Genomic DNA, 19,427 nt, shown 5'->3' on the forward strand with positions numbered 1-19,427 from the left:
TTTTGTATAATTGCTTTATTTTGAGAATAACGCTTTAATTTTATTTCGTGTAATTAATAAAACGCCGCCTAAGACAGATAACATACCTAAAGCCATATTGTTTGATTGCTCACTACCAGCGTTAGGAAGTTCTTTAGCGTTATTGTTTGTGTTTGTAGTACCAGTCTTTGTTTCTGTTTGTTTCGATTGAGATACTTCATTAATTTTGTTATCTACATTTTGCTTCGTTGTATGTACCTCAGCTAATTTGTCCTCAATTTTTTTCTCAGTATGTTTAAAGTCGTTGATTTTAATATCTAAGTCTTGTTTTTTCTTTGTTAAATCGTCTGAAACAGTTTGTTTCGCTTGTTTTATTTCGTTAATTTTATTTAGTAAATCTTCTCTAGCTTTTTGTAATTCAGCTAGTTTGTTTTTTACATCTTGTTTCGCTAGTTCTAAGTTAGCGGAAAGACTATCTAAATTGCCTTTAATTTTCTTAAGTTCCTCTAACGTGTTCCCAGTATGCGGCTTATTTTCTTTTAGCTCAGCAAGTTTGTCCTCAGCAGTTTGTTTCGCTTTCTTTAACTCAGCTAATTTTTCATCTACCTGTTTTTTAACTTCCTTAAGTTCATTAACCTTTTGATCAATGTTCTCTTTATGTTGCTTAATTTCATTCACTTTTTCATCGACAGTTTGTTTATGTTCTTTAATCTCATTCACTTTATTATCGATATTTTGCTTATGTTCTTTCACTTCAGCAACTTTATCTTCTACTTGTTTTTTATGCTCTTTAATTTCAGCGATTTTATCTTCGGCGATTTGCTTGTCTTGCTGAAGTTTTGCATCTAACTCTTCTTTACGTTGTTTCATTTCGTTAATTTTTTCATCAGCAACTTGTTTACGCTCGTGTAGTTCATTAACCTTCGTATCAACATTTTCCTTAACTTGGTTAAGTTCATTCAATGTTTGATCCACGTTTTCTTTATGCTGCTGCAATTTCGCATCTAAATCTTGTCTATGTTGCTTAATTTCAGCTAATCGATCTCCTGTACTTTGCTGAGGAGTAGCATCAGTTACTTCCGCATGAGCAGAGTTTGCGCCAGCAATCATTGCTAAAGCTAGTGTAGACGCAGCGATTGTTTGTTTTGTTTTCATATTTTTGTACCTCTTTTCTTTCATATGCATGAGTTGTTTTGTGTAGAATTGAGCATATAGAAGTAGATTATCTTATCATTATATACCATGTAGGATGTCTAGAGGAAGTATTTGCATAATAATCTATCATTATGTAATGCTTATAGTCTATTATTTTTGGATAGGGGAGAGATCTTTAGCTAGATGAACAATTTCTTCTATAGTAGAGTTTACATCCTTACGATTACGAATAACAAACAAATAATCAGCCTCGTTTTCTATAGGATTTACCACATCTTCGTGAAGTGATTCAGACTGTTGTCGATCGAGTACTTCTTTGAAACTAGAATAATCACCTCTAAAAATATTGGTACTTCGCGTGCTTCGAGCTACTCTTTCGTAAAGTACATCATCAGGAATGTCAAAATGAACGAGTATGCGTACATATTCCTCTTTTTGAAACAATTCATTTAGTAAATACATCCGGCCGTTTCGGCTTCTATTTGAGTTGCAAATAATAAGATGTAAATTTGTATGTTCTTTTGCATAATCAACAATGAATTTCGAAAGACCGTATTTAAATGTATTTGGGCCTTCGTCCGGCTGTAATTTTTCATAATGCGTGTTAATGAATTCAGCTTGGTTATCTTGATCCATAACGAAAGAGTGGGGTAACTCTTTTTCTAGTTCTTTAGCAAATGTAGTTTTTCCTACTGTAATGATCACTAATCGTTTCATATTGGTCTCCATATGTATTGTTATCATTTGGGACATTCGATGTGAATTGACAATTTTCCTGCTAGAGAATATACAAAGTGTCGAAGTAGTAGTAGGCTGAAAACTTGACAAAAAACTTATTTATGCTATAATTTACCAATATAAAAATAAAGTGTATAATTGGGTTCTCCTGGCCAGGGGAACCCTATTTTTGTTGTGAAAATGAAGGAGTGTATGTGCGTGAAAAAAGGTGAAGCGAGTGTAACGTCGCTAGTATCAGCTTTCGGAAGGGCGTACCATAGTGAATTTGATAGTCCTAAAATTTTTGATGATTATGTAGCTAAAGATTTCATTTCAAAAAAAGAACGTAACGATATTGAAACAAATATGGTCCAAGGAATCCATTTTTTCAATACAGACATTGCACAAAAGTTTCAAGACAATCCACAAGAAATAGTAAAATGGATTACACAAGTTCAATTATCACCAACACCTTTGGCGCGTGCGGCATATTGTGAAAGAGTTTTGCTACATGAAATTACATTAGGCGCAAAACAATACGTCATACTCGGTGCAGGCTTAGACACATTTAGTTTTAGACACCGAGAGTTAGAAAATAAAATAGAAATATTTGAAGTGGATCATCCTTCTACGCGAGCGTTTAAAATACAAAGAGTGAAAGAAGCAGAGTATGAAATTCCAAACAACCTTCATTTTATTTCGATGGATTTTACTAAAGATTTCTCGAAGCAAAAATTAGTAAATGAAGGATTTGAAAATAAAAAGACTTTCTTTAGCCTATTAGGTGTTACGTACTATTTAACGAAAGAGGAGCTTTCTAGTTTAATAGAAAATTTATTCGAGATGGTTCCAGTGGGGAGCTCTATCGTATTCGATTATCCGGATGAAAACTTATTTACGGAAAAAGGATTGTCCAATCGAGTTGAAAATATGGTAAAAATGGCTGCAGTAGGCGGGGAAACGATGAAATCGTATTTTTCTTATGCTGAAATGGAAGCACTGTTAGAGAAGGTAGGCTTACTCATTTATGAGCATTTATCGCCAGAAGACATAAATAAATTATATTTTGAAGGACGAAATGATTATTTAGAAGCTTTTGAGACGGTGCATTATGTGCATGCGGTGAAGAAGTAGAGGATTAGTAGGCATGGGGAGAAATCTCTGTGTCTTTTTTTTGTGAGAACAGGGGGATTAAATAGGAAGGGAGATTCAATAATGTAAATAATATGAAGTATGAATGTAATAAATTAAGTAGCAATGATAAAGGAGAACGTAATGTACACAATTGGACAAGTTGCTAAATTTTTAGATGTATCTAGAGATACTTTGAAGTTTTATGAGGAAAAAGGTTTGGTCAAGCCGAAGCAAAATATTGAGAATGGGTATAGAAAATATAATCATTTTGATATATATGATATAACAACGGTCAATTTCTATAGGGAAATGGATATCGAAATAAAAAAAATTCAAGAATTAAGAAAAAGTAAGAGTATAGAGGGAATAAAATCATTGTTAGAAGAGAAAGAACAAGAAGTTTTAGAGGAGATAGAATATAAAAAACTTCTTTTAAAAAAGCTTCAAATTGTAAAAGAAGATTGTGAAAAAACAACACAATTCTTAGGGGAATACGTAGTAAAAGAAATGGAGCCATTAGAAGTAAACGGAGAAATAGAGCATTTTACTGCATATGATGAATATGAATCTTTGAAAAAGAATACGGATAGTTTAAAAAAAGCAGTTACTTTAACATCTTTACGAAGAGTTATAAGTTTTAATAAAGAAGGTATTATAGAAGATAAATTTATAATCGTAAGAAAAATAGAAGACTTTGATAAAGAATTAGAAGGGGAAATTCTATCGCATCCAAAATGTATTTATACAGTTATTGAAGATGGAAGGTGGGCAACTGGTGGGAAAAGTATTGATCATAATGTGGAATCCAGTTTAAGAAAAGCAGCGATAGAACAAGGGCATGAACTTTTGGGGCTAGTGTATATAAATATATTACTTACCACTTATGAAGAGGGACTTGAACGTATATTTTTAGAGATTTATGCACCTATAAAATAATGCAGATATGTATTGACCTGTGAGTAACCCTTAGGTTTAAGCTGAAGACATTCGTAAATATAAATACTATTATGTTCACGAAATACTTAGTTTGAAATGGGGATTGCGCATGAATAGAGAAAAGAAGTTAAAAAAACCAGTAGCAAGTTTTATTCTACTAACCAATATCATATTTTTTCCACTTTTTTGTCTTGTAGGAGCTATAAGTGTTTTGGGGTTTCCTGGATGGGTAGTTGATGTAATGTTCTGTATATCAGCTTGGTCCTCAACCTTTGCTTTTGCAATACTATTTAAAAAGATATATCCTGGGCGGAGTTTTATCCAATTTGTAAAAGAGAAATTCAAGAATAAACTTAAACTTACTGTGATTATTACTACAATTATGATTCAAGCCTTCGTATTTTTGATAATTTTATTTCTCGTATCTAATAATAGTTCAGTAGACTCTATTTTTACTATATCTTCATGGGGAACGCTGGTTTATTTCTTTTTAAAAACCCTTTTTTCAGGGCCATTAGGAGAAGAATTAGGGTGGAGAGGTTTCGCTCAAATTGAGCTCCAAAAGAAGCATTCGCCATTAAAAGCTTCGATAATCATAGGATTTTGGTGGGGAATGTGGCATCTACCCATATGGTTTACTACAGGGTATGTGGGCATTGATCTAATCAAATATATTATATTCTTTATGCTTGCAATCATATCTACTAAGATCGTTATGACAGCATTTTATAACTTAAATCAAAATTTAATCATTCCAATCATCATCCATCAATTCTTTAATTTCTTTATTGGCATCATAAACGGAAACTTAATTGATCTAATCATGTATAACGCGATTTTTTATTTAGTAGTTGCAGTTGTTTTAATTGTTGTGAACCCAAAGAGGGCTCTGTATGGGACGAAATGATGAAAAGTTATATAGAGGTAGTCGCTGCTATAAGCATCTTTTTCCTTACAATTGTTTTCCTATATTTCAATCCGTATAGCGATGAAGCGCTTGATAAGGAAGTATATATCACTGTATTTTTCATGTTCTTATTTCCTTCTTTTTTAGCAGTAATTGCGGCAGTTGCTAGGAAAAAGACTTTTACGATCGTTTGCTGCAGGTGGATGTTACCAGGAACTCTGTATTTGAGTGTCGCTGTAATACCCTCGTTATATATTTTCTATCGATTGTTTGGATGAGAGAGAGAAATATTTAAAAGAGTAGTTCTTTTTTTATTATTTTTTTGAAAGGGTGAGAGGTGTAGTGAAGCAGAGATTATCGAAATTAGCAGATATACTAGTCAATCATTCTACAAAAGTACAGCCTGGTGATCAAGTGTTGATCCAAAGTGTTACAGAAATAGATCCCGCAGTCGTTCGTGAAATTATTAAGTCCGTAGAAAAAGCAGGTGGATATGCGCATGTATCAATGCGCGATGTGTCTGTAACGAGGCAATTAATTTTGTCAGGATCTGAAGAACAATTTAAGGTGTTAGCAGATTGGGAGTGTTACCGATTAAGTAAGATGCAAGTGTATATTAATCTCCGAAGCCCTAGAAATGCATATGAATTAGCAGATGTACCAGCAGAAAAAATGAAATTATATCAAAAGGTATTTGGAAAAGCGCATAGTGAAGCAGTGTATAAAACGAGATGGGTGACAACGCGAATTCCGAATGCAGCATCTGCACAAGAAGCGAATATGAGTACTGAGGCTTATGAAAAATTTTATTTTGATGTATGTACGCTAGATTATAATAAAATGTCCAAAGCAATGGAGCCATTAAAAGAATTAATGGAAAAGACAAAACGAGTGAGGATTATTGGAGAAGGAACGGATTTGGAGTTTTCCATTGAAGGAATAGGCGTTTTAAAGGGGGATGGCACGGATAACATTCCGGATGGCGAAATATATACAGCACCTGTCAAAGGTTCTGTAAATGGAGTAATAACATTTAACACAGTATCTGTTCAACAAGGTTATGCATTTCGAAATATAAAGTTACATATGAAGCATGGGAAAATAATAGAGGCATATGCAAATGATACAGAACGAATAAATCGAATTCTTGATACGGATGAGGGAGCAAGATATATTGGAGAATTTGCACTGGCGTTTAATCCCTATATATTACACCCGATGAATAATACGTTATTTGATGAAAAAATAAACGGTAGTTATCATATAGCAATTGGAGATTCGCTACAAGGTGCAGACAACGGAAATAAATCAGCGATACATTGGGATTTAGTAAACATTCAAAGGCCAGAGTATGGCGGCGGTGAAATTTGGTTTGATGATGTACTGATAAGAAAAGATGGACGGTTTATTTTACAAGAGTTGTTCGGATTAAATGAAGAAAATTTGAAGGGGTAAAGTGCTTTATTGAAATGATTGTCACTTTACCTATAAGTGACCGTTTAGGCCATCCTATTCTTCTTGTTACAATGATGTAAAGCAAATTAAAATACAACGCATTGAATTAAATGATTTTTCGCATAATTTTACATTCAGTTAACATTAATAGGTTAATAGAAAAATTAGTACGAATTGTTATATAAGACGTGTAAAAAAGACAAAACCCCTTAAAAAACTCTTAATTTTTTACCCAATCAACATTTACAATCCCTCCTTATAATGTGAATTGGACAAGCACCTAAGAGAAATCAGAACATGTCAGTTTATACATTCTATTATTAGGGGGAGAATTTGTATGAAAAAGGCAGTTGCTTCATTAGCTGTTATGGCGGCATTATTACCGACATTTTCAGCACATGCGGAAGGGAAAGAGCAAACCCGAAAATCAGCTACAACTTTTAATGTTATTAGTGACATTCAAGGGGATTTAGGAGACTTTGATCATGTGTTAAAAGATATGAACAAAGTGACGCCACTTTCTAGAGCGCTTATTATGAATGGGGATATAACGCCAACTGGACAACAGTCACAATACGATGATGTGAAGCGTGTGTTAAACAAAAATAAGCATCCAGAGAATGTATGGTCAACTGTTGGGAATCATGAGTTTTATGCTGGTAAATGGACAGCTGATGGGAAGCTATCTCAAAGTACATGGCCAAATGGTGTAACGGAAGAAACGCTATTTAACCGCTACTTACAATTTAGTGGGCAAGAAAAGGTATATCATAAAAAAGAATTAGACGGTTATCCGCTTTTATTTTTAGGAACTGAAAAATATATGAAATACCACGATTCAAAAATGTGGGATGAAGTATTTATGAGTGATGAGCAACTAGGTTGGTTAAAACAAAATTTAGAAGAATATAGTCAAAAAGATAAAAATAAGCCAATCTTCATTTTCTCTCATCACGTTTTACCTGATACAGTATCTGGATCGAGACAATCACCGTATTTAAATGACTATTTAAACGTGGATAAATTGTACGATATATTAAAAGACTATCCGCAAGTTGTTTTCTTCACGAGTCATACGCATTGGGATTTAAACTTACCAGACTGGGCTGGTAAAAAGAAAATTGCAGGCGGAGATGAAAAAGGATTTACAGTTGTAAATACGGGTGGGATTGAAACAGGCTGGATGTCAGCTGGACCAAATGGCGGAGAGAAGACTGCTCCAGATGGATATTCATTTAAACAAGGATTACAAGTGAAAGCATATGGTAACGATGTAATGGTAACAGCTTACGATTATAAACATGATAAGGATATAAAGAAGCTATTAATTAGTGATGCGAAAGTCGCACAAATGGCACCAAATATAACAGCTGACGATAGTAAAAATGTAATTGTCGGTGCAACGGAATATATGGAGTACTCTGTAGAAGGAACGAGTGAGTGGAATACGTATAATCCAGGAAACCCACCAAAATTTGATGGGGACAAAATTGTACACGTACGTCATAAAGGCGAAATGAATTTAGAGCCAGGATTAACACAGCTTCTTCGATTTTCGGCAAATAAGTGATTAGTAAGGGCCTACTTTTTAATAAGTGGGCTCTTTTGTGTTGTCGTTTTTTATCGGTAAGTCGATATATTTCAAGTTATGGACGATATATTTGAAAAAATCGTTCATATAAACTTCATGTACCGAAATAAAGTGAAAGTTATTAATGTAATTTCACGTACCGTATTGGAGTTAAAATTATTAATACAATTCCATTCACAAAAACCGAATTCCAACACATTTTTCACCCAGAAAGATGACTTCATCATTTTTACATGTAATAATAGTATCGTTACATACATTGTGAAAGAAGTACAAAAGGAGCGTTATTAATGAATTTAGCTAAATTCCCGAGAAAAAAATATACAGAGTCATATACTCCAATTGAAAAATTAAACAATTTTTCTGAAGCACTTGGTGGGCCGACTATTTATTTTAAACGAGATGATTTACTTGGTTTAACAGCTGGTGGTAATAAGACGAGAAAGTTAGAGTTTCTAGTTGCAGATGCACAGGCAAAAGGTGCAGATACGTTAATTACAGCTGGTGGTATTCAGTCAAATCATTGCCGTCTAACACTGGCAGCTGCGGTAAAAGAAAAAATGAAATGTATCCTTGTATTAGAAGAAGGGCTTGAGCCAGAAGAGAAGCCAGACTTTAACGGAAACTATTTCTTATATCATTTACTAGGTGCTGAAAATGTAATTGTTGTACCAAACGGAGCAGATCTTATGGAAGAGATGCATAAAGTAGCGAAAGAAGTAAGTGAAAAAGGTAATACACCATATGTAATACCAGTTGGTGGATCAAATCCTACTGGTGCAATGGGATACGTTGCTTGTGCGCAAGAAATTATGGCACAATCATTTGACCAAGGAATTGATTTCAGTACAGTTGTTTGCGTAAGTGGTAGTGCTGGTATGCACGCTGGTTTAATTACTGGTTTTGCTGGAACACAAAGTCACATTCCTGTAATCGGAATCAACGTAAGTAGAGGAAAAGCAGAACAAGAAGAGAAAGTAGCAAAACTTGTAGAGGAAACGTCAGCTCACGTTGGTATTCCGAACTTTATCCCGCGCGAAACTGTTACATGCTTTGATGAATATGTAGGACCAGGTTACGCGTTACCAACACCAGAAATGGTGAAAGCAGTTCAATTACTTGCGAAAACTGAAGGTATTTTACTCGATCCAGTATATACAGGTAAAGCAGTAGCGGGACTAATCGACTTAATTAAAAAAGGTACATTTAATAAAGAAGACAACATTTTATTCGTACATTCAGGTGGTTCACCAGCGTTATATGCGAATACGTCTTTATTTGCGTAAGTGTGAAAAGCATTGGGTATCCAATGCTTTTTTGTTATATAATGGAATTATTATGAAGTGAGAAGGGGGAGTATATGAGTACAAATGTAAAATGGACCATATATACGGTACTTAGCATTTCTATGTTACTAATTTTATTTGTGGCTTATGGAGTTTATTTATATTTCAATTAAGTGAAATGGTAACCAAACCAAAGGAAAAATAAAATAATTACTGTGTTAAATAGAGTAAAACATAAACCGATAATGGCTAAAATTTTCTTCTCAGATCGGCTACAAAAAGAGATAACTGCTAATATTATTGCTATAACAGCAGAAGCTAATATGAAATAGGCGAAAGGTACAACATATTCTACTCCAACTCTGTCTAAAATAGGTGAGAAGAGAAAGAGATTAATAGTAACGAATATACTTACAATGAGAAACGTATAACTTTTCCAAGTGTATGTTTGTAACTGCATGGAACGATACTCCTTTCTCTTTATTATGTATATTTTTAAGTTTAAATTAATTACCTTTATTTTACAAAATAAAATATTTTGTATTGAAAAGAGGGTATGAATATGAAAATTAGAAATTGGTCTCTAGTCTTTATTGCGATCTGTATACTCATAATAACCGGCTGTTCAAATATATCAGGCAATGAAGATCAAAGAATCCAAGTGCAAAAACATATTGGTGATAATGAATATGAAGATCTTAAGGTAGTGAAAGATAATAATGAAGTGTTGCAAGTAAAGAAAATATTAAATGATATTACTTTTGAAAATAAAAAAGTGGAAATGTCTCGTCCAGCTGATTATCACTTTATTGTTCAATTTAAAAATCCGAAAATAGAGGCGAGAGCTGTGTTGTATCAAATTTGGGTAAGCCCTAATAAGGATAAAATAGAAATCAAGACGGGGGATAATCGGTACGCTCAATTAGAAGGGAAACATGCAGCCACTTTGTTTCAGATTGTTACAGGGGAGAAACTAGTTGAATAAACGTATATAGGGTTATAGGAACTCAGCTCGTATTGTTCATTTTGGAGATAATTAGTATTCAACAAAAATAGCTATCTTTTTATATTGGAATAAATATTGAGAATCGGATAAAATGGAAATTGGACATTGACTTGATGAGCATGAGGTTCTCCGCTTATAAGCAGATTAATGAACATTAAGGTGTCCATTAATCCGCCATTGAATAATAATGCTAGGAAATATATTGTTTTTACAAAGATTCGATGTTATGTTTAATTTTCTCAATATAATATTTTCCTTATATAGGAGTGGCTATTTGAAGAAGTTAATATTATTAGTTTTATTGGCTACATGCTGTCTCACCATTGCAGGATGTTCTAATAATAGGATTACACCAAAAAATGAGTTTAAAACTTCAACATCTGTAAAGATTAAACGTATCAACAAAGCGTGGTACAAACATATTTAATAGTTTTAAGAAACTTGAAATTGTTGATGATAAAGGTCATAAGGTGAAATTCGTTAGGCTGATAGTAGAGGTTGTGAAACCTGGTGAAAAGCGGGAAGCATAGTTTGCATTTGAATTTATAAAAAATGCGACATTAAAATATTCACAAAAAAGAGTCTTCATGTAGTCCTTTTTTTGTGGATATTTTTCATAAATAATAGACATTCTATGGTGCCTTCCTCTGATTTGAACCATCCGGAAATTATTTTACCAAGTTAAGTAGTGTCGCCCTTCAAAATTCGGCGAATGCGAGGGACCCGTAGTAGCTCGATTGATATGGTCCTTTTTTCACTTTATCTACCATCTTAATGTATCTGTCTATTAAAAAATCTAACTTTAATCGATTAAATGAGATGAAATCTGTTAAAAATAATGAAATTTCAGGAAAAATAAGGTACACTATTCAATGGTTTTGGTTTAAAATCGATTGACGTTAATGTATACGGGGGAAAGATTAATGAACAACAATACAGTAAATGAATCTGTTGAAGAAGTTGAGAAAAAACGGGTAAGATCAAAAAAACGCTTTACAAATTGGAAGCTTATCGCAGCGGGTGGCGGTTTAATTGCACTTCTTATTGGAGGAATGAGTTATTATCAAGCAACTCACTTCAATTCGAATGTTACGATTAACGATACAAAAGTCGGTGGTTTGAGCGCTGATCAGGCAATACAGAAATTAAAAACATCTGGACTAGCAAACAAGGTCTATATTGATCAACAACAAATTTTAGATGAACAAGATACAAAAACGGAACTGACGGAAAAAGACTTGCCACAAGTTAAGAAACTATTAAAAAGCCAGTGGACATTTTTCCCTTCTGTAAAGGAAAAAGATTATTCATTGCTACCGGAAAAGGCGGATCAGTATCGTAGTGAAACGATGAAAAAACTTGTAGAAGAAAAGCTCGTTTCTATGAATGAAAAATTAAAAGCGCCTCAAGATGCTATGGCAAAGCTTGAACAAGGGAAAGTTGTAATTTCGAAGAGCGTTGATGGAAAACAGTATGACGTTACAAATCTACTAAAAGATTACGACAAGCAGAAGCATAAAAGCGAAATTCATCTGAAGTCTGCATACATACAGCCTATTAAAGAAGACGATCCAATCATCAAAAAAGAAGAGAAAGCATTACAAAATCTTCTTACGCAGTCTGTTGATTATAAAGTGCAGGAGGAAGTGTATTCATTAAAAGCGAAAGATCTAATTCAAAATGCTACTATGTCAAAGGATATGAAAGTAAAAATCGATGCAAGCGACATTAAGAATAAGGTTGCTGAAATTAATAAGGCTAAATCTACATTACATAAAGACTTCGCTTTTAAAACACATTCTGGCTCGGTTATTTCAGTAAAGGGACAAGGATACGGCTGGGCACTAGATGTGGAAAAAGAAACAAAACAAGTTCAACAAGCCTTTGAGAAAGGCGAGAAATCGCTTTCTGCTTCTAATATTCAAGGGAATGGTTGGGAGAAGGAAGGGATCGGCTATAAAACAACATCGAATAATGGCATTGGAGACACATATGCAGAAGTTTCTATTGCAGATCAACAAATTTGGATTTATAAAGATGGGAAATTAGTCGTCACAACAAATGTAGTAACGGGTAAACATAGCACGAGTGAAGATACATCACCAGGTGTGTGGTACGTTCTATATAAACGAACACCATACACGCTTAAAGGAAGCGCAGTAGGTAAAGCTGATTATGCAGTGAAAGTAGATTACTGGGTTCCATTCACAAATAGCGGTCAAGGATTCCATGATGCAGGCTGGCGAAAAGACTGGGGAAATAATGCTTATTTAACAGGAGGATCAGGCGGGTGTGTAAACCTTCTTCCTAACGTTGCAAAAACTGTATATGATAGTTTGAACACGTATGACCCAGTTATTGTTTACTAATAGCTATGTATTAAGAGCATAAACGAATAAACAAAGCAAGAAATCTTACTTGATGTATATGAAAAAAAACCTCTTGAATTCGCATGCAAATTGAAGAGGTTTTTTTGTTTGAAAACAAGAGTTCATTGCTTATAAGAAACAAAGTAGAAAGAGATTGAGATGAAGAAACAGGTATTCAAATAGTCAATAAAATTGACATTGAATATCATTTTCACTTATTATAGAATCATTGCATTTAATTAGACATGACTTTTTTATTAATATAATAGATTTCTAATAAGGTGTCCCATTTGAGAATTTAAACGTAGGAAAGGGTAATATAAAAATGAACTGGAAAAAAGGCGGATTATGGATTATTATTTTTTTCATTGTAAAAGGTACGATTTCTACACTTTTAATCGTTACAGGTGCTAAATATTTTAATTTATCATTTATGCAACTTTTCGCACTAGTACTGATCTTATTACTGATTTCTCTCATAAGCCGAAAATTGCTGCATAGACATAAACAAAGCAAAAAGCAAAAAGAGCTAAATATATAATGAAGCCCCAGAGACCTTTGGATTTCTGGGGTTTTATTTCTATAGTTTTTTCTACATGTATATCAACTTAACAGAACAGGTTGTCCAAAATGATAAAGTCGATGCTGATTAAAATGCGTTGGTTACTTTTATATAAGGATTGAAGAATCTTTATTCTGGAGCTACACACATTCATAAATTATGCTTGTTTTTCCATTGGTAGTTTAAATGTAAACGTACTGCCTTCTCCTAATTTACTTTCAACTGTAATTTCTCCTCCGTGTAGTTCGACAATCCATTTTACCATCGACAATCCTAAACCTGTGTTTCCGGTGCTTGAAGATGTTCGTGCTGCGTCAACTCGATAGAAGCGGTCCCATATTTTCGTAATATGTTGCTCGCTGATGCCAATGCCATTATCGGAGACTTTACCTATTATGTTGTTTCCATCACAGAACAGTTGCATATGCACAGTGCCGTTCGCTTTGCTATAAGCAATCGCATTCGTTAGTAAATTCATTAATAAACGCATCATCAATGTTTGATCTGCTTTCATAAACAGCTTTTCCTCTATATGAGTTGTTATATCAATCGAAGATTCTTGAACCATTAATGAAAGCTCTTCAACAACGATTTCCGTTAATTCACTCATATTGATACATTCAAATTGGAAAGTATTATGGTTTTCTTGGTCAGCTCTTGCTAATAATAAGAGTTGTGAGATTAGCGCGGACATTTTACGTGATTGCTTTAAAATTACTTCTAACGATTCTTCCATTTCTTTCGGATTATTCCTCAGTGATAAAGCGTATTCGCATTGCGAAATAATAACAGATGTTGGTGTTCTTAATTCATGAGATGCGTCAGATGTAAATTGTTTTTCACTTTCGAATGATGTCTCCAATCGCTCAAACATTTTGTCAAAGGTTTGTGCTAAATGATACATTTCGTCTTTCGGTGAACCTTGTAAATTAATTCTCTTCGAAAGGTCTTTACCATCACCAATTTTACTAGCTGAATCACTCATTTGTTGCACAGGTCGAAACGCTCTTTGCGTAATAAAATATCCTCCCACTGCCGCAATGAGAATAAGTAATGGGAATGAGATGAGTGTTATGACAATAAGCGTATTCATCGTTGACGATAATTGGCTCATGGTCATTATTCCACGAATCCAGACTTGCTCATCGCCGCCTGCATTATGGAGAAAATCATATACAATCCATTCTTTATTACCGTTTTTAATGGTTTGTATTTCATCGGATTTAAGCGGTATCTTTTTATTAAAGCTTGTTGGACTATTACCTGCCAGCAGCTCACCTTGTTTATTATAAATGATGATATTTACTCCATCTTCTAAGGGTTCAAAATCATCGTCCATCTTTAATTGTCCATGCTTATATTCAATATCTTCTATGTTTTCTTTTACTGTGCTCTTCAATTGATCTTTCATATTAAAAAGCAAAACTTTATCTGAAGAAGTTAAAATAAAAGCTAACACGAGTGCCATAATAACTACAATTAGCCCTGTATACCACAGGGTCACTCTCATTTTTATTGATAGTCTTTTCATGATTCTACTCGCAATACGTAACCAGTTCCTCGTACTGTATGAATTAACTTCGTTTCAAACTGGCTATCAATTTTTTTACGAAGATAGCGGACGTAAACATCAATAATATTTGAGCCACCTTCATAGTCGTAATTCCACACATGTTGCTCAATTTTATCTCGTGTCAACACAACTTCCTTATTACGAATCATATATTCTAAAATAGCAAATTCTTTACTCGAAAGAGTGATAACTTGGCCTCCTCTTGTTACTTTATGCATATTGCAGTCTACCACTAGGTCAGCGATTTCAAACACATTAGATGTGCTTCCTGTATTTCTTCGCATTAACACTCGAATTCTTGCTAGCAGTTCGTCAAAAGCAAACGGCTTTACTAAATAATCGTCCGCACCTAAGTCGAGTCCTGTTACGCGATCATCAATTGAATCTTTAGCTGTAAGAAGCAACACAGGGGTTGTATGATTATCCGCGCGTAATCTTTGTAATACTTGTAAACCATCTATTCCGGGAATCATAATGTCAAGTACAATCAAATCGTAGGTAGCCATGTTTATATAATCTAAGGCATCTTCTCCATTCCCACATGCATCGACACTATAATGTTCAGCATTTAATCGTTTTACCAATATATTTTGTAAGTCTTGTTCATCTTCGACAATAAGAACTCGCATTACCATTCTCCTTTTCTTCTTATTAATATGTATCACTATAATTCAAAAACATTAAAGAAAGATTAGAAACTATTTAATTATATCATTTTATTTTTTTGTACATTAATCTTCCTTTAATGTTTGTTCAGTAATATAAAGGCAAGGATAAGGTGCACATGTAAAGGGAGGAAAACAGAATGAGAAAGTGGATGTTGATTGGAGCAATGTCTTGTTTATTGTTAACAGCTTGTTCTACTCAAGCTGATAACAATACAGAAGTACAACAACTGAAAGTGGAAAATGATACATTGCAAAAAGAAAGTGCTCAACTACAACAAAAACCACACAAAACAGGGCCTGCTACGAATGATACGAAGCAAATACAAGATTTTAAAGACGAAGTCACATCTATCGTTGAAAAGGCAAATAACACGAAACCAGTTGGAGCAAAAGAAGAAAACTTAAATACGTACTTAGCAGCAAAAAAAGAAATTGATCAATTAGATGACAAAATAGATCTATCTGATAATCAGCTAGAAGCAAATTATCACGCTGGAACGATAACTGTTGAACAATATGAAACGCAAGAAAGAGAACACGATATACTAGAAGATCAATTAGAGCAAGCAGAAAATGCACTTGAAGCAAGATTCGGAATAGATGATTAATCATGAAGGAGTGGATGAAAATGTTAAAACATAAAAAGAAAATAATGATAAGTGTAATTGCTATTTTGGTAAGTGGTATTGCTATTGTTGGTGGATATTATGGTATGGGTTACAATTATGCCAAAAAGAACGAAAACTATACAGAGAAACAAGTTCGTGAAATTGCTTTAGCGCATACAAATGGAGAAATTATGAATGTGAAAAAAGAATTCGAATTAGAAGATGACAAATTAGCACAATCTACATTTGAATATGAAGTGGAAATTAAGACACCTGATAATCTGTTAAATAGTTTAAAAGTTAGTGCTAGAACAGGTACAATAGAAATCAATAATGAAGATTGAAAAAATATCGACAAATAAAATATTACGTATTTGAAAAAATCCAATAAGCTGCCCATATGGGCAGCTTATTTACATACTTCTTGTTATCGGTAGCGAAGAAAGAGACGAATCCCTACTCTCACAAGGGAATCGTCTTTTTCGTTCTATGGATCTATGCATTTTTTTATACATTCCTATCCTGGTGCCGTTTTAGGTTCCTTGTCTGTTATTGGATTAACCGAAAAAATTTATAAAATCTTGTATATTCTTAGTGTGTTTTTTTTCCGAAATACTGGCGGTACCCCATCACCATCAAGCTAATATTTTCATATCCCCCTAAATTAAAATTTTCTTTCTCTACAGATAGCTATTCTGAGAAGCCGCTCATTTTTTCGTTTTGGGGACATTTCTTTTTCTTAAGTTGATACGCATGTATGGTGCCCCCTATTAGACGATAGTGAATGAACAATTTCGGGGTTCAGTTCAACTTTATTCAAAATAAGATTTTTTTGCAGTAAAATCAATGTTAGTGGAACTTTTTTAATCAAACTTTTTTCTAAATTAACATAAATACTTGCAATATTTAAATTAGTACTATATAGTTCTAGTTATGACAAAGGTAAAATTAATGAATCAAAAACGTGTGATTGAAGTAGCTGCAACATTATTTTTAGAAAAAGGGTTTGCTTATACAAGTATGGATGAATTAGTACGTGTAAGCAAAGTTTCAAAGTCTAATGTGTATTATCACTTTTCTAATAAGGAAGTATTATTAGAAGGGGTCGTTGATTATTGGATTGAAATGTATCAATCTGCAATTGATGACGTACTTTCTCAGAACCAATTTTTAGTTGAAGATCGTATCCAACTGTTTTTAAAGCAATTATCACAAGGAGTTCAGTCGAGAGAGTATAAGGGGAGCTGTCCATTTATTACTCTTTATATTCAAAGTCCTAAACAGGCCACGCAAATAAAAGAAAAAATAGGTCTTTTTTTTACAGGATTACAAAAGAAAGTTTCTCTATTACTTAAACAAGGGGTAGAGAATGGAGAATTCAGAAATACGATTAATATTGATGAGGTTGCATCACTTTTTATTACAAATCTTGAAGGAGCGTTATTTATTTCAGAAACATTGAAGGATGCAACTGTAATTACGAAAACAGCAGATCATTTTTTAAAATTGCTTCGATAAAAGAAGCATTTTTTTTACATCAAATTAGTACTGGGTAGTACTAAAAAGGGGATTTTATATGAGAACAGTATTTTTAACTGGTGGAACAGGCTTTATTGGAAAGCAATTAGTAAAAGAATTAGCCAAAGAGGATGTTAAAATTCTTCTTTTAGTAAGGTCGAAAAGTAAAGCAATACGCATTTTTCAAGAAAGAGGCATCTTAAAAAAGGCAGTTATGCACTTTATTGAAGGTGATTTGACGAAAATAGATTTAGGTCTAAGTGCTGAAGATAAGGAGAGGGCATTGAAAACGGATGTGATTATTCACGCAGGAGGCCCCATGGATATTCAAGCGACAAGTAAAGAGGCAGCTTCCGTATTTTTAAATGGCGCCAAACACATTAGTGAATTAGCTAAAAGCATTCATCAATTGAAGGGCTTGCAACAATTTATTCATGTTGTAGGTTATATGAGTCCCTTTGATGATAAAAATAGCAAGATTGCAATTGATGTGTTTAAAGAAGGAAACAATTATTTGAAAATAAAAAATCCATATGAGAGAACAAAATTTTTAGCAGATCTTTATATCCGTCACCAGGCATCAGCAGTAGGTTATCCGCTTTCTGTAATTAATCCGCCAACTGTAGTCGGTAGTAGTAAAACAGGGAGTACAGAGCAGATAGCAGGATTAGGTTTGCTTGTGATGAGTATGCGAAGAGGGCTCATGCCAGTGATTCCTGGAGGTAAGGGATATAGGTTACCACTTATTTCAAACGATGAGCTTGCGAAGTTTATTGTGCAGGTTTTCAGATTGGAGCAACCGACTATACAAACATATACACTTGTTGAAGACAAACAGCACGATCAGAACATTGCTGAATTATTAAGTATTATGTCGGAAAGTATGAATATGAGGGCACCAAAAATCTCTGTCCCAATGCCACTTATGAAAGCAATTATGAATAGTGGAGTAAGTAAAATAACAAAAATTCCTTCTGATGGACTGAATTTTATTACAAAACGAAAATTTTCAAATGTTTCAGCGAAAAAAATTATGGGAGGAGATTGGTTTAAGAAGACGAGTGTAATGAAATTTTTCCCTGCCGTAGTAGCTGATCTGGATTATCGAATGATGTATCAAAATGGCCAGCATAATCATTTATTTAAACGAACATTATGCGATAACAATACCCTTTACCAATTACAAGGAGAGGGTAAACCGTTTATTTTATTACATGGTCTATTGAGTGATGGAGAGGATTTATTTCCTTTAGCACAAGAGCTTCATGAAAAAACTGGTCAACCTGTATGGATCGTGGATCTTCCAGGTTTGGGACGTTCTCCTTTTAAACAAGAGAAAAATCTTCTAGATATCTATTTGAATGTAGTGAAAAAGTTATTGGAGAAAGCTACTAATGGTGCACATCTAATTGGCCATTCATTCGGTGCGTTTATTCTTCTGGAAGCATTGGTACAAGAGTACATAGATAAGAAGTATTCAATCACTTTACTTCAGCCACCTGTTGCTAAAAAAAATGCTAAATCGCTAAATGTTCCTCAATTTATGAACAAATGGACATTAAAATTGGCAACTGCTAATTTGATAGGGCGTTATTTATTAAGTAATGGTTTGTTTGAAAGTATGGAGAGTATCCCTGAACATTATATTGAAAAAATAAGTAACAGTTTTACTTCTCCTAGAATTTTAAATACTACGGTTCAGCTTAACAGTTTACTACTGAAAAACGATCAAGGTGATTTCAATGAAGTAACAAAGTATAATCTTCACATTATTTGGGGGGATTATGACAGAGGCTATTCTGCTCCATCGCATCTTGGTAAGGTTGATTTTGTTCCATATGGCCATCATTTTCCTCTTAGCCATCCGAGTGAAACGGCAACATTAGTAATAAAAAATAGTAATACTAGCAGATGAGAGTGTAGGATAAATAAACAGTGTGTAGTAAGATCGTTGTGTCTTTGA

At 33.7% G+C, this 19,427-nt stretch carries 19 protein-coding genes; 14 read left to right on the forward strand and 5 right to left on the reverse strand.

Going from position 1 to position 19,427, the window contains the following annotated elements; all coding sequences use genetic code 11:
- Nucleotides 1-15: 15 nt before the first annotated feature.
- Nucleotides 16-1,134: an LPXTG cell wall anchor domain-containing protein gene (locus QCI46_RS11365; protein WP_353840275.1), complete on the reverse strand. Its 1,119-nt coding sequence runs from the start codon at nt 1,132-1,134 to the stop codon at nt 16-18.
- 150 nt (nt 1,135-1,284) lie between these two features.
- Nucleotides 1,285-1,851: an AAA family ATPase gene (locus QCI46_RS11370; RefSeq protein ID WP_353840276.1), complete on the reverse strand. Its 567-nt coding sequence runs from the start codon at nt 1,849-1,851 to the stop codon at nt 1,285-1,287.
- A 213-nt stretch (nt 1,852-2,064) separates the two neighbouring features.
- Here QCI46_RS11370 and QCI46_RS11375 point away from each other — a divergent pair, with 213 nt between their 5' ends.
- The 7 genes from QCI46_RS11375 to cuyA all read left to right on the forward strand — a co-directional run bounded on the left by QCI46_RS11375 (nt 2,065) and on the right by cuyA (nt 9,160).
- A complete protein-coding gene (locus QCI46_RS11375) occupies nt 2,065-2,985 on the forward strand; it encodes a class I SAM-dependent methyltransferase (RefSeq protein ID WP_353840277.1) in 921 nt (306 codons plus the stop codon).
- 141 nt (nt 2,986-3,126) lie between these two features.
- A complete protein-coding gene (locus QCI46_RS11380) occupies nt 3,127-3,921 on the forward strand; it encodes a MerR family transcriptional regulator (protein WP_353840278.1) in 795 nt (264 codons plus the stop codon).
- A gap of 109 nt (nt 3,922-4,030) precedes the next feature.
- Nucleotides 4,031-4,828 carry a CPBP family intramembrane glutamic endopeptidase gene (locus tag QCI46_RS11385; protein ID WP_353840279.1) on the forward strand — a complete coding sequence of 266 codons (798 nt, stop codon included), beginning with the start codon at nt 4,031-4,033 and terminating at the stop codon, nt 4,826-4,828.
- Nucleotides 4,825-5,106 (forward strand): hypothetical protein, encoded by a 282-nt coding sequence (locus QCI46_RS11390; protein WP_353840280.1) that lies wholly within the window; start codon nt 4,825-4,827, stop codon nt 5,104-5,106. The genes QCI46_RS11385 and QCI46_RS11390 overlap by 4 nt, the downstream gene beginning before the upstream one ends.
- 64 nt (nt 5,107-5,170) lie before the next feature.
- Complete coding sequence (locus QCI46_RS11395) at nt 5,171-6,283, forward strand: aminopeptidase (protein WP_353840281.1); 1,113 nt, start codon at nt 5,171-5,173, stop codon at nt 6,281-6,283.
- 337 nt (nt 6,284-6,620) lie between these two features.
- Nucleotides 6,621-7,853 carry a DUF4073 domain-containing protein gene (locus QCI46_RS11400; protein ID WP_353840282.1) on the forward strand — a complete coding sequence of 411 codons (1,233 nt, stop codon included), beginning with the start codon at nt 6,621-6,623 and terminating at the stop codon, nt 7,851-7,853.
- A 311-nt stretch (nt 7,854-8,164) separates the two neighbouring features.
- Complete coding sequence (gene cuyA, locus QCI46_RS11405) at nt 8,165-9,160, forward strand: D-cysteate sulfo-lyase (RefSeq protein WP_353840283.1); 996 nt, start codon at nt 8,165-8,167, stop codon at nt 9,158-9,160.
- Nucleotides 9,161-9,329: 169 nt separating this feature from the next.
- On the opposite strand, the gene QCI46_RS11410 is transcribed toward cuyA, so the two are convergent.
- Nucleotides 9,330-9,620, reverse strand: coding sequence for a hypothetical protein (locus QCI46_RS11410; RefSeq protein WP_088609341.1), 291 nt, complete (start codon nt 9,618-9,620; stop codon nt 9,330-9,332).
- 102 nt (nt 9,621-9,722) lie between these two features.
- Here QCI46_RS11410 and QCI46_RS11415 point away from each other — a divergent pair, with 102 nt between their 5' ends.
- From QCI46_RS11415 to QCI46_RS11425, 3 genes are all read left to right on the forward strand, one after another.
- Nucleotides 9,723-10,145 carry a YhfM domain-containing protein gene (locus QCI46_RS11415; RefSeq protein ID WP_353840284.1) on the forward strand — a complete coding sequence of 141 codons (423 nt, stop codon included), beginning with the start codon at nt 9,723-9,725 and terminating at the stop codon, nt 10,143-10,145.
- Nucleotides 10,146-11,089: 944 nt separating this feature from the next.
- The gene (locus QCI46_RS11420; RefSeq protein WP_353840285.1) at nt 11,090-12,535 is read left to right on the forward strand and encodes a L,D-transpeptidase family protein; all 1,446 of its coding nucleotides are present in this window, start codon (nt 11,090-11,092) and stop codon (nt 12,533-12,535) included.
- Nucleotides 12,536-12,860: 325 nt separating this feature from the next.
- Nucleotides 12,861-13,076: a hypothetical protein gene (locus QCI46_RS11425; protein ID WP_353840286.1), complete on the forward strand. Its 216-nt coding sequence runs from the start codon at nt 12,861-12,863 to the stop codon at nt 13,074-13,076.
- A 178-nt stretch (nt 13,077-13,254) separates the two neighbouring features.
- On the opposite strand, the gene QCI46_RS11430 is transcribed toward QCI46_RS11425, so the two are convergent.
- Together QCI46_RS11430 and QCI46_RS11435 are read right to left on the reverse strand one after the other, a co-directional pair.
- Nucleotides 13,255-14,628: a sensor histidine kinase gene (locus tag QCI46_RS11430; protein WP_353840287.1), complete on the reverse strand. Its 1,374-nt coding sequence runs from the start codon at nt 14,626-14,628 to the stop codon at nt 13,255-13,257.
- Entirely contained in the window at nt 14,625-15,299 is a 675-nt protein-coding gene (locus QCI46_RS11435; protein WP_353840288.1) for a response regulator transcription factor, read from the reverse strand. The genes QCI46_RS11430 and QCI46_RS11435 overlap by 4 nt, the downstream gene beginning before the upstream one ends.
- A 176-nt stretch (nt 15,300-15,475) precedes the next feature.
- Here QCI46_RS11435 and QCI46_RS11440 point away from each other — a divergent pair, with 176 nt between their 5' ends.
- The 4 genes from QCI46_RS11440 to QCI46_RS11455 all read left to right on the forward strand — a co-directional run bounded on the left by QCI46_RS11440 (nt 15,476) and on the right by QCI46_RS11455 (nt 19,379).
- Entirely contained in the window at nt 15,476-15,946 is a 471-nt protein-coding gene (locus QCI46_RS11440; RefSeq protein WP_353840289.1) for a putative periplasmic lipoprotein, read from the forward strand.
- 20 nt (nt 15,947-15,966) lie between these two features.
- On the forward strand, nt 15,967-16,290 hold the full coding sequence (locus QCI46_RS11445) for a PepSY domain-containing protein (protein ID WP_327960190.1): 324 nt from the start codon (nt 15,967-15,969) through the stop codon (nt 16,288-16,290).
- A gap of 607 nt (nt 16,291-16,897) precedes the next feature.
- Nucleotides 16,898-17,464, forward strand: a complete 567-nt coding sequence (locus QCI46_RS11450) for a TetR/AcrR family transcriptional regulator (protein WP_001072320.1) — start codon at nt 16,898-16,900, stop codon at nt 17,462-17,464.
- A gap of 58 nt (nt 17,465-17,522) precedes the next feature.
- Nucleotides 17,523-19,379: an alpha/beta fold hydrolase gene (locus QCI46_RS11455; protein WP_353840290.1), complete on the forward strand. Its 1,857-nt coding sequence runs from the start codon at nt 17,523-17,525 to the stop codon at nt 19,377-19,379.
- Nucleotides 19,380-19,427 lie beyond the last annotated feature (48 nt).

Origin of the sequence: Bacillus cereus group sp. RP32 (assembly GCF_040459735.1) — a bacterium.
In the GTDB taxonomy this organism is placed as follows: Bacteria; Bacillota; Bacilli; order Bacillales; family Bacillaceae_G; genus Bacillus_A; species Bacillus_A wiedmannii.